Annotated in this window: 12 protein-coding genes and 1 pseudogene; 3 read left to right on the top strand and 10 right to left on the bottom strand. The window is 67.0% G+C overall.

Annotated features, from left to right (window positions below):
• Positions 1–91: 91 nt before the first annotated feature.
• The 10 genes from MMF96_RS15385 to MMF96_RS15340 all read right to left on the bottom strand — a co-directional run bounded on the left by MMF96_RS15385 (position 92) and on the right by MMF96_RS15340 (position 10,223).
• Entirely contained in the window at positions 92–1,600 is a 1,509-nt protein-coding gene (locus MMF96_RS15385) for an aldehyde dehydrogenase family protein (RefSeq protein WP_256884030.1), read from the bottom strand.
• Positions 1,597–2,355: an HD domain-containing protein gene (locus tag MMF96_RS15380; protein WP_176616596.1), complete on the bottom strand. Its 759-nt coding sequence runs from the start codon at positions 2,353–2,355 to the stop codon at positions 1,597–1,599. Before MMF96_RS15380 ends, MMF96_RS15385 begins: the two co-directional genes overlap by 4 nt.
• Positions 2,356–2,378: 23 nt before the next feature.
• A complete protein-coding gene (locus MMF96_RS15375; protein WP_256884029.1) occupies positions 2,379–3,638 on the bottom strand; it encodes an NAD(P)/FAD-dependent oxidoreductase in 1,260 nt (419 codons plus the stop codon).
• A 4-nt stretch (positions 3,639–3,642) separates the two neighbouring features.
• Entirely contained in the window at positions 3,643–3,963 is a 321-nt protein-coding gene (locus MMF96_RS15370; protein ID WP_176616594.1) for a 2Fe-2S iron-sulfur cluster-binding protein, read from the bottom strand.
• Between the two features lie 24 nt (positions 3,964–3,987).
• The gene (locus tag MMF96_RS15365) at positions 3,988–4,755 is read right to left on the bottom strand and encodes an SDR family NAD(P)-dependent oxidoreductase (RefSeq protein ID WP_176616593.1); all 768 of its coding nucleotides are present in this window, start codon (positions 4,753–4,755) and stop codon (positions 3,988–3,990) included.
• A complete protein-coding gene (locus MMF96_RS15360) occupies positions 4,748–6,625 on the bottom strand; it encodes a PEP-utilizing enzyme (protein WP_256884028.1) in 1,878 nt (625 codons plus the stop codon). The genes MMF96_RS15365 and MMF96_RS15360 overlap by 8 nt, the downstream gene beginning before the upstream one ends.
• Before the next feature lie 79 nt (positions 6,626–6,704).
• Entirely contained in the window at positions 6,705–7,775 is a 1,071-nt protein-coding gene (locus MMF96_RS15355; protein WP_176616591.1) for a PEP/pyruvate-binding domain-containing protein, read from the bottom strand.
• A 3-nt stretch (positions 7,776–7,778) separates the two neighbouring features.
• Positions 7,779–9,056, bottom strand: coding sequence for a cytochrome P450 (locus tag MMF96_RS15350; RefSeq protein ID WP_256884027.1), 1,278 nt, complete (start codon positions 9,054–9,056; stop codon positions 7,779–7,781).
• A 144-nt stretch (positions 9,057–9,200) separates the two neighbouring features.
• The gene (locus tag MMF96_RS15345) at positions 9,201–9,995 is read right to left on the bottom strand and encodes an IclR family transcriptional regulator (RefSeq protein WP_176616589.1); all 795 of its coding nucleotides are present in this window, start codon (positions 9,993–9,995) and stop codon (positions 9,201–9,203) included.
• Positions 9,996–10,067: 72 nt separating this feature from the next.
• A complete protein-coding gene (locus MMF96_RS15340) occupies positions 10,068–10,223 on the bottom strand; it encodes a hypothetical protein (protein ID WP_256884026.1) in 156 nt (51 codons plus the stop codon).
• Positions 10,224–10,694: 471 nt separating this feature from the next.
• Between MMF96_RS15340 and MMF96_RS15335 the strand changes: the two genes are divergently transcribed.
• From MMF96_RS15335 to MMF96_RS15325, 3 genes and pseudogenes are all read left to right on the top strand, one after another.
• On the top strand, positions 10,695–11,450 hold the full coding sequence (locus tag MMF96_RS15335; RefSeq protein WP_256884025.1) for an IclR family transcriptional regulator: 756 nt from the start codon (positions 10,695–10,697) through the stop codon (positions 11,448–11,450).
• 111 nt (positions 11,451–11,561) lie between these two features.
• Entirely contained in the window at positions 11,562–12,758 is a 1,197-nt protein-coding gene (locus MMF96_RS15330) for a 4-hydroxybenzoate 3-monooxygenase (protein WP_176616586.1), read from the top strand.
• A 38-nt stretch (positions 12,759–12,796) separates the two neighbouring features.
• Positions 12,797–13,080 (top strand): annotated as a pseudogene (locus tag MMF96_RS15325) (protocatechuate 3,4-dioxygenase subunit beta); the annotation flags it as partial.

The raw sequence follows: 13,080 nt of genomic DNA, 5'->3' as shown, positions 1-13,080 counted from the left end.
GGTCTGCGGCGCCACAGGTTGATTTCGGTCCTGCAACAAGTAAGGACCCTGTTGCCGCCGGGCGCAAGACTCCCGCTCGGCGGGTTCCTGCCTACACGCCACGGGCCGATGCGCGCCGGTGGATGGATTTGTAGGAAAGGTAGGCGTTCAGCCCCTCAATGCCATACTCCGTGCCGAGCCCCGAGTCGTGGCGCCCGCCGAAGGGTGCCGAGTGGTTGGAGGCAAAGAAATTGATGCCAACGGAGCCGGAGTCAATGCGGTCCGCCACGGCCAGCGCCGCCGTGGGGTCGGCACCGAAGACGAGCCCGCCCAGGCCAAACCCGGTGTTGTTGGCCAGCGCAATGGCCTCCTCGATGCCGTCGTACTTCAGGATGGACAGCACCGGGCCGAAGATTTCCTCCCGGGAAATTTTCATGGCAGGCTCGACGTCGGCAAAGACGGTGGGTTCCACAAAGCAGCCGTTCTCCAGTCCGCCGCCCAAAACGGCCGCCCGGCCGCCCGTCGTGGCCCGCGCGCCCTCGGCATGCCCTGACGCGACGTACTCCATGACGGTCTTGAACTGCGCGGGCGTGGCCGCAGGGCCGAACACCGTTGCCGGATCCAGCGGGTCGCCCTGGCGCCCGGCGGCGATCGTGGCGGTGGCCATGTCCACCACCTCGCCGTAGCGGGAGGCCGGTGCGAGGATGCGGGTGGAAATGTAGCAGGTCTGTCCGGTGTTGCGCATGCAGGAGCGCACCAGCACGCCGCCCATGGCATCGAGGTCGGCGTCCGGCAGCACGATCGCACTGGACTTGCCGCCCAGTTCCAGTGTCACCGGGCGGAGCAGGGCGCCGGCGGCCGAGGCGATCTTTCGCCCGACCGGTGTAGAGCCCGTGAAGGCAACCTTGTCCACCAGGGGGTGCCTGACCATGGCATCGCCCAGGCGCCCCGACCCGGTCACCATGTTGACCACGCCGGCCGGCACGCCCGCCGCGGCGACGGAGTCGACGATCAGGCGCAGCGACAGCGGGGTGGGGGAGGCCGGCTTCATCACTACGGTGCAGCCGGCCAGCAGGGCGGGCGCCAGCTTGATGACCATGAGGTTGATCGGGAAGTTCCACGGGGCAATCAGGGCGCACACGCCCACGGGGTCGCGCCGGACCACGGACTCGCCGACGCCGGACGGGAACGGGCGGACGTCCTCGCGTCCGAGGTAGCCGGCCAGGGTTGCGAAGTAGCGGAAGATCCCGGCCGCATTGGCCGCGGCGCCGCGAGATTCGGCGATGGGAGAGCCGTTCTCCCGGGTGTTGGTCAGGGCCAGCACGTCGGCCCGGCGTTCCACCTCGTCCGCGATGCGCAGCAGGTATTTTGCCCGCTCCTCGGGGGCCAGGCGTGGCCACGGCCCGGTGTCGAAGGCCCGGCGCGCGGCTCCGGCCGCGTTGTCCACGTCTGTGTCGGAGCCGTCCGGCACGGAACCCCAGACCTGGCCCGTGGCGGGGTCCGTGACCTGGTTGCGGCCGGTCCCGTCCGCCGCCACCCAGTTCCCGTCGATGAACATGGACTCGACATGGGTGTACGGAAGGGTGAGGGCGGCCCTGGCGGCGAGCGCGGGTGAGGTCATCGGATCACTTTCGTCTGGAGCAGGGCCGTGGATCGGGAGAGGTCGGTGGTGCCCATCTCAACAGCCGCCTGCGTGATGAGTTCGGGGATGATTTCACCGGCCAGGCGGTCGGTGTAGGTGGCCGGGTCCATGCCGAACCAGGACGACGCCAGCGCGATGCCGGCCTGGTCGAACCGCCACAGCCTGTCGGCGTCGCGCACCAGTGCATCCTCGAGGGAGTAGGCGACGTGCCGGGTGTCATGGCCGTCGATGATCTCGCAGACCCGGTCGATGAACGGCCCGGAGTATTCCAGCGGCGGCAGCACCCGCCGGGCCACCTTGCAGCCCTCGGCTTCGTGCTCGTACCGGATGGCGGCCGTGCGCCAGTCCCCGGAAAACCCCTCGGAGATGATGCGGGATTCGTCCACGTGCGCCCAGCCGGTGTCGTGCAAGAGCACCGCCACGAGCACCAGTTCGCGGTCCGCCTCCGGGTGGGCGTCGCACAGCCGGGCGGCGAAGGCGAGCGAGATGGGCAGGTGGATGTCGTTGCCGCGGGTCCGCGTTTCCGGCACGACGGCACCCCACAAGGCCTCGAGGCCGGGGGCGGGGGTGCCCGCTATGGGTGTGGTGTCCACCGGTCCGGTGGCCGGGATGGGCCGGACCGGGTGCGCCGCGGCGAACGCCAGCGCGCGGGGGTCCCGGGCGTCAAGACCGGGTTCCGGCGGGCTCCACGCCGGGGCCTGGCTGCCCGCGGCGGTGCTGTTGTGGTTGTTCATGGTGCTCCTTTGGGGAATCAGGTTCAGGCGTCCGTGGTGATGGTCTTAAGTGCAACGGCCGGGTCGGCAGCCGCGCCGGCCGGTATGTTCTGGCCCTTCGCCAGGGCGCTCTTCACGGCCATGAAGTCAAGGGGGGTGTTCACGCAGTCGACGGCGATGACCTGCCCCCCGCGGTAATAGAGGACGGAAAACTTGCCGCGTTCGTCGTCCCGCCGGACCACGGTGGAGTCGTAGCCCAGGGACAGGCCCGCGATCTGCAGTTTCAGATCGGCCTGGTTGGACCAGAACCACGGAATGCCCGCATAGTCCTCGCGCCGCCCCATGAGGGAATACGCGGCCACCTTGGCATGTTCGATGGCGTTGTTGACGCTCTCCAGGCGGATGCGTTCCCCTGCCGGGGCGCCGGGCAGCGGGTTGGGCATGTTGGCCACGTCCCCCACGGCCACTGTGGTGCCGTCCGAGGCCAGCGCGTTTGAATCGACCACGACGCCGTTTTCCACGGCCAGGCCCATCTGTTCGGCCAGTTCGGTGTTGGGGATGACCCCGATGCCGATCAGCACAATCTGCGCCGGCACCACGGTGCCTTCTTCCAGTTCGACGCCGGAGACGGCGCCTTCCCCGGAATCCACCAGCCGGGCGATCCTTGCGTTGAGGCGGATGTCGATCCCGCGCCCGCGATGGGCGTCCAGGAAGTACTCGGAGGTGTCCGTACCCACGGCCCGGCCCACGAGCCGTGGGCCGTATTCCAGGACGGTCACACGCTTGCCCATTTTGTGCATGCTGGAGGCTGCCTCGAGCCCGATGAAGCCGCCGCCGACCACCACCACGTCCGTGGCCTCCGGGGCAATGCGCTTGAGGTTCAGCGCGTCGTCGGCATTGCGCAGGTAGACCACCCCGGCCAGGTCGCCGCCGGGCACGTCCATGTGGCGCGCCCGCGCGCCAACGGTCAGCGCCAGGCGCTTGAATGCAAACGACTCCCCGGAGGCTGCATGGGCCACCCCGGAGCCGTCGGCGCCCTTTTCCACCCTGACGATCCGGGCTCCCTTGACCAGGGTGACGTTGTGCTCGTCCCAGTAGTCGTTGGAACGGAAGATCAGGGACTCGCTTTCCACCGTGCCCTGCAGGAATTCCTTGGACAGGGCCGGGCGCTGGTAGGGGCGGTGGTCCTCGTCGCCCAGCAGCGTGATGTGCCCCTCGAAGCCCAAGGCGCGCAGGGAGATGGCCAGCTGCACCCCGGACTGGCTGGCGCCCACAATCAGGAGGTCGGTTTCCTTCCCAGCCATGGTCCTACACCTGGGTTTCGGGGGTCGTCACGTGCAGTTCCTGGCCTTCGTGCAGGCGCAATTGGCAGGACAGGCGCGAGTTGTCCTCGCGGTCCACGGCTGTTCCGTAGAGCATTTCGTCCTCCATGTCCTCCATGGGCGGCAGGGCGGCGAAGTCGTCATCGCGGACAAAGACGTGGCAGGTGGCACAGGACAGCGAGCCGCCGCATTCGGCAACGATGCCCGGTACGCCGTTGCGTACGGCGGTCTCCATGACCGAATCGCCGACGTTGCCCTCGATGTCGCGGACCGTTCCCGCCGTGTCGGTGAAATGAACCGTTGGCATGGCTCCTCCTTCAGGTGGTGTGGGTTAGATGAACTGCCGGCCGCCGTCGACGACCAGGGTTTGACCGGTGATGTACGAGCTGTCCGGGCCGGCAAGGAACAGTGCCGCGCCCACAATGTCCTGGGGCTGGCTGGCCCGCTTTAGCGCCCCGCGGTCAACCCCGTAGTTTTCGGCGTTGTCCATGAGCCCGTAGCTGGCCTCGGTGAGGGTGAAGCCCGGGGCGATCGTGTTGACGGTGATGTTGCGCCTCCCCAGCTCCTTGGCCAGGACGCGGGTCATGGCGACCACTCCGCCCTTGGAGGCCACGTAGTGCAGCCAGTTTTCCGAGCCGGAGAAAACGGTGGCGGAGGAGAGGTTGATGACGCGTCCGCCGTCGGGGAGGTAGGGGCTCGCCGCCCGGGTCACCAGCCAGGGGCCCTTGAGGTTGACGTTCATGACAAGGTCCCACTCGGCCGGGTCGATGTCCTCGAACGGCGTCCTGGTGACGGTGGCGTAGATGGCTGCGTTGTTGAGGACGACGTCGATGCGGCCGCCGCCGAATTCGGCGGCGCGGGCGGCGAGCGCCTCTGTGGACGCCGCGTCCGTGACGTCGGTCTCCAGGGCCAGGGATTCGGCCCCGCCGGCCCTGAGCTGTGCGGCCGTTTCCTCGGCGCCGGCAAGGTTCACGTCGGCCACGACCACGCGGTGGCCGCGGGCGCCGAAGCCGGACGCGAAGGCCCGGCCCAGCCCGCCCGCGGCACCCGTGATGAGCACGGTCCGGGCGGCCGGGGCGGCAGCAGTAGGATCAGGCATCGATCTGCTCCCCATGTGTGTGGCTGTGGGCGCCGGGTCCCGAGACCGGGGGGTGGTCGAGGATTTCGACGGTGCCCTTGGTGCCGTTGACGCGCAGCCACTGTCCCGTTGTGATGGTGGTGGAGGCCGATCCGGTGCCGGTGACGGCGGGGAGCCCGTATTCGCGGCAGACGATCGCTGCGTGGCTCATCATCCCGCCAATGTCCGTCACGGTGGCCTTGATCTTGCCAAAGATGGGGCCCCAGCTGGGTGCGGTCACGGTCGCGACCAGGATTTCGCCCTGCTGCACCTCGGCGAGCTGGTCGGAGCCGTGGATGACGCGGGCCCGGCCCTCGACGATGCCGGGGGAGGCGGCCATGCCGCGCAGCCCGCCGCCCTCAACGGCCTCGCCGGCGCCGAGCCACTGCTCCACCTGTTCGGTGGTGATGCCCCAGAGCATGCGGGTGAACGGTTCGGTGATGGATTCCGGCGGTGTGTTCAGCGCCGGCTGTGGCCGGGCGGTCTTCAGTGCGTCGACAATGATGCGGCGGCGTTCGATTTCCTCGGGCCAGTAGATGGGGCCGATGGGTGCCTTGGCGCCGACGCCCCAGCCGGTCACGAGGTCGAAGAGGGCATCGCGGACCTCGTTGCGGCTCAGGTAGAGCAGGTCGTCGGGCTCGTTCCAGAAACCCTCGGCATGCAGCATGCGGGAGAGTTCGCGGATCTTGCGCCAGAACACGCCCATGGTCCAGTGCTCAATGTAGAAGTTGTGGTTCTCCACATAGGGGTAGGCCGTGGCGGCAAGGCCGCGCTTGGCGTCAAACACTGCCTGGTTGTCGGCGTCGAGCAGTTCGCGGTACTCCTCGATGATCCGCTCCTTTTCGGCGATCAGCGCCTCCTTGGGCCGCATGATCTCCTGGCCGTCGTCGAGGCGGCGGATGTAGTCGGCAATGTAGCCCAGCGGAATCTCCTGGTACTCGTACCAGTACTTGTCGTGCCCGTAGAAGCCGTTGCCGACGGTGAAGTTGAACCAGGGGTCCTTGGCTTCCTCGTAACGGGCCAGCCAGCGTTCGCCGCCGGGAACCGCAGCGAGCCCGGCCAGGGTGGCGGCGGCGTCGTCCGTGTTGGTGAAGGAGGGCTGCAGGCCGAGTTCGACGGCGAGGGCGGCCAGCTCCTTCAATTCGTCGTCGGGGCGGAACAGCTCCATGTCCACGCCCTGGACCATGGTGGCGATGGACTGGTCGGGGATGTTGGGGAAGACCGCCTTGGCAAAGTTGAAGAAGTCCAGGTAGGCAATGTAGCCCAGGTTCAGGAATTCGAAGTGGTACTGCCAGTTTTGGTAGGCCAGCTGGATCAGCCGGTCGTAGTTTTCCAGCAGCACCTCCGAGCCGTCCTTGGCCTTGCCGGAGAGAATGTCCGCCATGGGGACCAGGTCCGGCAGCTTGGCGAAGCTTAGGGATTCCATTTCGGTGATGGTGCTGCGGACCTTTGTGTGCCACTGGGCCAACTTTTCGTTCCAGTTGGCAAAATAGTGGCCGACCCGCTCCTCGAACAGCGGCACGCGCGCGGCGATCTGCTCCTCCGGCACCGGGATGGGGGACATGTACAGGTAGCCCAGATGGATGCGGAACTCGATCCCGTTGGCGTTGGGGATCATCAGGTGGCGGGCGTTGTACTGGCCCAGGCACTTGACCGCGAACTCCCCGCCAATGGTCTCGAAGGGCTTGAAGACGGTGGGCCAGTGCTGCGAATCGCAGAACCAGAACTTGGCGTCCTCTTCATCCTTGAGGCTTTCCTGGAAGGTCAGGTAGTACGGGTACAGCTTTTCCCAGCCTTCGGCGCCGGCGGGGACGGCCAGCTCCGAGGGTTTCGGAAAGGATTTCATGGACATGTCATGCCCTTTCGTGGTGGCTCAGCACTGAGCCGGGTTGATGTGGTGAAGTGCCGGTAAACGGGGCGGACGGGCCGAGTCAGGCAGGGAGCTTGGGGGTGAAGCCGAAGGTGGCGGCATAGCCACCCGTCACGATCGGCGTAGGCGCGGTGGCCGGCTTGGAGGAGTGGACGGTCTCCGGGCGGGATTGGAGCAACAGCAGGTTTTCGCCGTCGGGCAGGTCGGCGTCCAGGGCCCATTCAATGTCCTGCGGGCACTTGTAGTGCTTTTCGGCCCGCTTGGCCATCCGGGCCACGGCTGCCAGCTCGGTGTCGGTGAGGCTGCGGACGGACCGGCGGGACTCGTCCACCTCGCGTTCGACGAGGCAGTGTGAGGCGGCGTCGGGGACCAGTTCGGCATGCTTGGTGCCGAGGGATTCGTGGATGAGCGCCAAGGTGACCTTGTCCAGCTGGATGTTGTCCGGGGTGACCTGCCCGGAGACCACCATTTCGCCCACCCCGTAGGAGGAATCAATCGTGATCTTGGAGCGGTCGCCCGTGGCCGGGTCAAGGGTCATGGCGACGCCGGCCACCTTGCTGTTGACCATCTTCTGCACCACGACGGCCATGGACAGGCCTGCGTCGGGGATGTTGTTCTTCAGCCGGTAGATGATGGCGCGGGAGGTGTACAGCGACGCCCAGCAGCGGCGGATGTGTTCGCCCACGGAGTCGAATCCCTCCAGCCACAGGTAGGTGTCCTGCTGGCCGGCAAAGGAGGCATCGGGCAGGTCCTCGGCCGTCGCAGAGGACCGCACGGCGACCGGAACGGGGGCCTCGAAGCGGGACATCAGCGACTCGTAGGCACTGCGGGTCAGCTCGCGAAGCTCCTCGGGGATGGGGCGGGAGCAGATGTCCGTGCGAATTGCCTCGGAGAGGCGGTCCACCTCGGCGACGTCCTCCGGGTCGAGCCCCTTCAACCTTGCGGCGATCTTGTCGGCGATCCCCGCAGCCGTCATGAAAGCGTCAAACTCGGCCGTGGTGACGACAAATCCGGGCGGGACCGGCATGCCGGCCTCCGTCATGGTGACAAGGGATGCACCCTTGCCGCCGAGGTTGTCCAGCGTCGGTTCAATGCCGCCGTCGAAGAATTGGATGTAGCTGTTGCTTTTCATGGCCTAGGACTCCCAGGTGACGGGGACGGTTTCGGGAACGCGGAAGGAAAGGTTTTCGCGGAAGGTGATGGACTCCGGGGCCACCAGTTGCAGGGTCGGGGCCAGGCGGACGATCTCCTCCAGGGCGATCTTGGCCTGCAGCTTGGCGAGCATGTTGCCCAGGCAGTAGTGGATGCCGAAGCCGAAGGAGAGGTGTTCGCGGGCGTTGGGGCGTGAGATGTCGAAGGCCTCGCCGTCCTCGAACCGTGCTTCGTCCCTGTTCGCCGAGCCCATCAGCAGGAGCAGGCCGGCGCCTTGGGGGATGTCGACGCCGCCGACGGTGGTGTCCCTGAGCGCCTTGCGCCGCCAGCCCACAATGGAGCCGGAATACCGCAGGATCTCGTCTATGGCGGCCGGGATCTTCTTGGGGTCGGCCACGACCTGGCCCCACTGTGCGGGGTGCGCGAGGAGGACGCGGACGCAGTTGGAGATCAGCGTGGTGGTGGTCTCGTGGCCGGCGAACAGGAGGCTGTACAGCACGGATGCGATCTCATGGTCGGAGATCCCGGCTCCCTCGGCCTGCGCCCGGACCAGGTCCGCCGTGAGGTTGTCGCCGCCGGATTCCTTGGCGGCACCGACCAGGTGGAGGCATTCCTGCCAGTACTCCACGAGGTTGTGGGCGTGTGGGACCTGCTCCTCGTCGCTGAGGTTTCCCCAGGTCATGGCTGCGCGGGAATCCGACCAGCGCTTGTAGGTGTCGATCTTTGAGGTGTCGGCGCCGATCAGGGTCAGGATGGTGATGGTGGGAATGTCGTAGGCCAGGTCCCGGACCATGTCCCCGTCGCGGCCGGGCCGGGCGAGCATGGTTTCCAGGCGTGTGACCACGTTTTCGCGGATGGCCGGTTCCAGGGCCTTGTAACGGCGCGGGGTGAAGGCCTTCTGGACGATGGCACGCATCCGGGTGTGCTCCGGGGGGACCCGGGCCGAAAGGCCGGAATATGCCGTGAAGCCACCATCGAGCATGATCTTTTTGGCTGCCTCGCCGCGCTCCCGCACAGGGGCCTGGGCGTTTTCGCTGGAGAAAGTCTCCCAGTCGTCGAAGACGGCCTTGATGTCGTCATAGCGGGTGGCGACGTAGTAGTTGATGCGCTCATCAAACATGAGCGGTTGTTCGGCGCGCATTTCGGCGTAGGCCGGGAACGGGTCCTTCATCTGGAACGGTTCGTAGCCGTGGTGCCCGGCTGGTGCCTCTGCGCCGTGGCCGAACGGGCAACCGGGGGCGTTTTCCGCGGGGGAGGACATCTGGACTCCTTTGATTGACCACCGGCCGTGCGGCTTGCGCCGCCACCGGATTTCTTCCCCCCCAGTGTTGCCCCCATCACAGCCCGGTGTAAATACCTTTCTTCCACTGAGCGGAAGTCAATCATGGTACCGGCGCTGCCGCCGTCAGTCGTGCCCGCTCAGATGGACGCCCAGCAGCGTTTCCAGCGGGATGTGTGCGGTCGCGCGCTCAATTTTGGCCGAAACCCCCCTCAAAGCGGCCAGGTGCCGCGTCATGCCGGGAGCTTGTGCCGACGGCAGCACCAGGCCGAGTCCTGCGCCGACCCTGCCGGTGTGAAGGACGGGAACGGCGATGGAACACGCGCCAAGGCGCATCTCGTCCACGGTGGTGGCATAGCCCTGCTCGCGCGCCCTGTCGAGTTCGGCGGCCAGCAGCCCGGCGTTCGCGTGGGTGAAGGCCGTGGGCCGTTCCAGCTCACGGTTGAGGTAGGCGGTGCGTACCCAGTCCTCGCCGAAGGCAAGCAGGACCTTCCCCACGGCGGTGGCATGCATGGGCAGGCGTCCGCCCACGCGGGAGGCGCGGGGAACGCGTTTGGTGCCGTAGATGCGCTCGATGTAGAGGACTTCGTGGCCCTCCCGAACGGCGAGCTGTGCGGTTTCGCCGGTCAGCGAGAAAAGGTCCTGGACATGGGGCCTGGCGGCTTCCCGAAGCTGCCTGCCGGTGTTTTGGGCCAGTTCCCACAACCGGATGCCAAGCTGGTAGCGTCCGTTGGCTCCACGGGACAGCAGCCCCCAATCGGTCAGCTCGCCCATCAGCCTGTGGACGGTGCTCATCGGCAAACCGGACTGCCCGCAAATCTCGGTCAGGCTCAACGGCCCCCGGGATTTTTCGAAAACCTCCAAGATGGCCAGGACTTTCGACGTCACCGAACGCCCGGCGTCGCGCCCGCCTCCGGCCATGGCTGCCTCCTGCCAGCTGGGGGGACTGGGGTCCCCGATCTGGATCGAGTCTAGTGTCGGGGACCGGCCAGGCTAAAGGCAGGGCCGCATCTGGGGCGAAACCGTGATCGACTCCAAGGCGATCAGGGCCCCTTCAATGGTCCGGGCCCCTTCGGTAAACCGGTGGGTGGGCGCGCGCTCCGAGCACAGCTGCAGGGCCTGTGCCCGGTCAAGGCCAAACCAGTCCATGACGGTGTCAAGGCCATCCGGGGCCAGCCGCCGGGTCTTGTCGGCCTCCTTGACAATCCGGTCCTCAATGGTCAGGGCCGTGGGGCGGGAATCGTGGCCGTCGATGATCCCAATGATGCGTCAATCCGTTGCGGGGGTGTAGCCGGCGTCGGCCTTCCGGATACATCCCCAGCAGCGGCATGTCCCCGGCAGCGCCATGGCCAGGCCTGAGGCATGGAGCGGGTGGGCGTCATTGCCGCGAACCCGAAGCAGGGGAGCTGCCCGTGTCCAGGGGTGGGCCGGTGCGGGTGTCATCGTGGCGGCACTTGCCGAAGCGGGCGGCAGGTGCGCAGTTACGGGGCGGCCACACTGGTTGGCCAAGGGCTGCATCGTGGGCATGCAACCAGCATGGTCCGCCCGTGGCTGCCGCGACAATGCCGGCCTTCCACTGCACGCGAATCACGGTATGCCCGCACATGGGAACATTGCCCCATGGCAAATTCCAAGTCGGGGGACTCGTCGCTGGACCGGCTGGTGCGGATATTGGGCGCATTCGACGCCGACGTCCCCTCCATGAGCGTTGGCGTCCTGGCGGTCCGTGCCGACGTGCCGCTGGCCACCGCCTACCGTCTGGTGGACCAGCTGGCCGCCCATGATTTCCTGCGCAGGGATTCCTCGGGCGCAGTGCGCCTGGGGTACGGGCTGTGGGAGCTGGCCAGCCGGAGTTCGTCGGCACTGACCCTGCGCGAGGCCGCCATGCCGTTCATGGAGGACATCCAGGCGGTGGTTGGCCAGCATACGCAGCTGGGGGTCCTCCAGGATGACGAGGTGCTGTTCATCGAGCGGCTGTCCGGACGCGATTCGGTGGTGAACCAGGCCCGGGTCGCAGGCCGCCTGCCGGTGCACCGCACATCCTCCGGCCTTGTGCTGCTCGCCTTTTCCCCCGCGCACGTGCAGGAGGCCTACCTGCTCCGCCACCCGGCGGCCACCCTGCCCGGCGACGCGGGGGCCGGCGACTTCAGGCGGGTCCTGGCCCGCATCCGGGCCCAGGGCTACGCCGCCCTCGAGGGGCTGGTGGATGAGGACACCACGGGAATTGCCGTGCCGGTCCTCGGGCCCGGGCGCACGGCCATTGCCGCGCTGGGCGTGGTGGTGGCCCGGCAGGCAGTCTCCGTCCACTCCGTCCTGCCAGCCCTCATGACCGGGGCCAGGGGCATAGCCCGGGCCGTGGGGGAGCGGCGGGGCTAGGGAGTGGCGATGCCGGCACTTTTATCATTCAATGAGAATGCTTGAGGGCTTTGGGTGTTGCCGGTGCCACAGTGGTGGGAGACCCGCAACACATTTCCCAAAGGAGATCCCATGCCAGCAGCCACACAGGTCATCAAGACGCAGGTTGGCATTGTCGGCGGCGGCCCGGCCGGGCTCATGCTGTCCCACCTGCTTTCACGGGCCGGCATTGCGAGCATCGTCATCGAAAAGCGCGACCACGAAACCATTCGGCACACCCACCGCGCCGGCATCCTGGAAGCCGGGTCCGTGAAGATGCTCACCGAGTCCGGCGTCGATGGCCGCGTCCTGACCGAGGGCCACCGGCATGACGGCATTGACCTGCGTTTCAACGGGACCAGCCACCGCCTGGACTTCCAGGACCTGGTGGGGGAGTCCGTGTGGCTGTACGCGCAGAACGAGGTGTTCGTTGACTTGGCTGCCGCCCGCAAGCGCGACGGCGGTGACGTGCGGTTTTCCGTTACGGACACCGAAGTCCTGGACCTCGAGACGGACGTTCCGAAGATGCGCTTCACCGACCCGGCCGGACAGCGTTTCGAGGTGCAGGCAGACTTCATCGTGGGTGCCGACGGTTCCCAGGGGATGTGCAAGCGCGCCATCCCGGCGGAAAAGCGCAGTGACCACTTCATCGCCTACCCCTTCGCCTGGTTTGGCATCCTGGTTGAAGCGCCGCCGAGTGCACCGGAACTGATCTATGCCAATTCCGAGCACGGCTTTGCCCTGATCAGCCAGCGCAACGACCACGTTCAGCGCATGTACTTCCAGTGCGACCCGGGCGAGGACGCCGCTGCGTGGAGCGACGAGGCGATTTGGGCGGAGCTGCAAAGGCGCGTTGACGGACCGGACGGCTTTACGCTCAAGCGCGGCCCGATCTTTGAAAAAATGGTCCTGCCCTTCCGCTCCTACGTCTGCGAACCCCTGCGCCACGGCAACATGTTCCTCGCCGGCGACGCCGGGCACACCGTCCCGCCCACAGGGGCCAAGGGCCTGAACCTGGCACTGGCCGACGTCAGGGTGCTCTTTGAGGCCCTCGGGCAGTTCTATGCCACCGGCTCGCCGGAACTGCTGGACGGCTACAGCGACACGGCCCTGGAGCGGGTCTGGAAGGCACAGAACTTCTCCTTCTGGATGACCACCATGCTGCACTCCCGGGAGGACCAAACCAGCTTCGAGCGCAAACGCATCCTGGGCGAACTGGCCGGGGTGGCGTCCTCACGCTACGGACAGCAGTACCTTGCCGAGGCCTACACCGGCTGGCCCCACAGTTGAGCACCGTTACACCGAAGACAGAAAAGGGAGGGCATGCCATGGAAGAAACCGAGGCATTCGAGAACAGCCATGTGCTGGAGGCGCCCGGCGCCGGCATGGAGACGCAGCGGGAGTTGAGTTTGGAGATGGGGGCGCTTGGGGGCGCGTATCGGGAGTCGGTGGCGGGTGGCGGGGTGGTGTTGACGCAGCCGAGGCTGGATTATGCGCCGTATCGCAGCAGTGTGTTGCGGCATCCGACGAAGGGTTTGCAGCATGTGGATCCGGAGACGATTGAGTTGTTTTCGCCGGCGTTTGGGCATCGGGATGTGGATCCGTTGGAAGC

The sequence above is a fragment of the Arthrobacter sp. STN4 genome (assembly GCF_024539665.1).
GTDB lineage: Bacteria > Actinomycetota > Actinomycetes > Actinomycetales > Micrococcaceae > Specibacter.
This window is presented reverse-complemented; position numbering and strand designations above follow the sequence as displayed.

Excerpts from the sequence above, each read along its gene's own strand:
- MMF96_RS15370 (WP_176616594.1), bottom strand. The coding sequence starts at position 3,963 with ATGCCAACGGTTCATTTCACCGACACGGCGGGAACGGTCCGCGACATC.
- MMF96_RS15335 (WP_256884025.1), top strand. The coding sequence starts at position 10,695 with ATGGCAAATTCCAAGTCGGGGGACTCGTCGCTGGACCGGCTGGTGCGG.
- MMF96_RS15365 (WP_176616593.1), bottom strand. The coding sequence starts at position 4,755 with ATGCCTGATCCTACTGCTGCCGCCCCGGCCGCCCGGACCGTGCTCATC.
- MMF96_RS15355 (WP_176616591.1), bottom strand. The coding sequence starts at position 7,775 with ATGAAAAGCAACAGCTACATCCAATTCTTCGACGGCGGCATTGAACCG.
- MMF96_RS15345 (WP_176616589.1), bottom strand. The coding sequence starts at position 9,995 with ATGGCCGGAGGCGGGCGCGACGCCGGGCGTTCGGTGACGTCGAAAGTC.
- MMF96_RS15340 (WP_256884026.1), bottom strand. The coding sequence starts at position 10,223 with ATGGACTGGTTTGGCCTTGACCGGGCACAGGCCCTGCAGCTGTGCTCG.
- MMF96_RS15350 (WP_256884027.1), bottom strand. The coding sequence starts at position 9,056 with ATGTCCTCCCCCGCGGAAAACGCCCCCGGTTGCCCGTTCGGCCACGGC.
- MMF96_RS15360 (WP_256884028.1), bottom strand. The coding sequence starts at position 6,625 with ATGTCCATGAAATCCTTTCCGAAACCCTCGGAGCTGGCCGTCCCCGCC.
- MMF96_RS15375 (WP_256884029.1), bottom strand. The coding sequence starts at position 3,638 with ATGGCTGGGAAGGAAACCGACCTCCTGATTGTGGGCGCCAGCCAGTCC.
- MMF96_RS15330 (WP_176616586.1), top strand. The coding sequence starts at position 11,562 with ATGCCAGCAGCCACACAGGTCATCAAGACGCAGGTTGGCATTGTCGGC.
- MMF96_RS15380 (WP_176616596.1), bottom strand. The coding sequence starts at position 2,355 with ATGAACAACCACAACAGCACCGCCGCGGGCAGCCAGGCCCCGGCGTGG.
- MMF96_RS15385 (WP_256884030.1), bottom strand. The coding sequence starts at position 1,600 with ATGACCTCACCCGCGCTCGCCGCCAGGGCCGCCCTCACCCTTCCGTAC.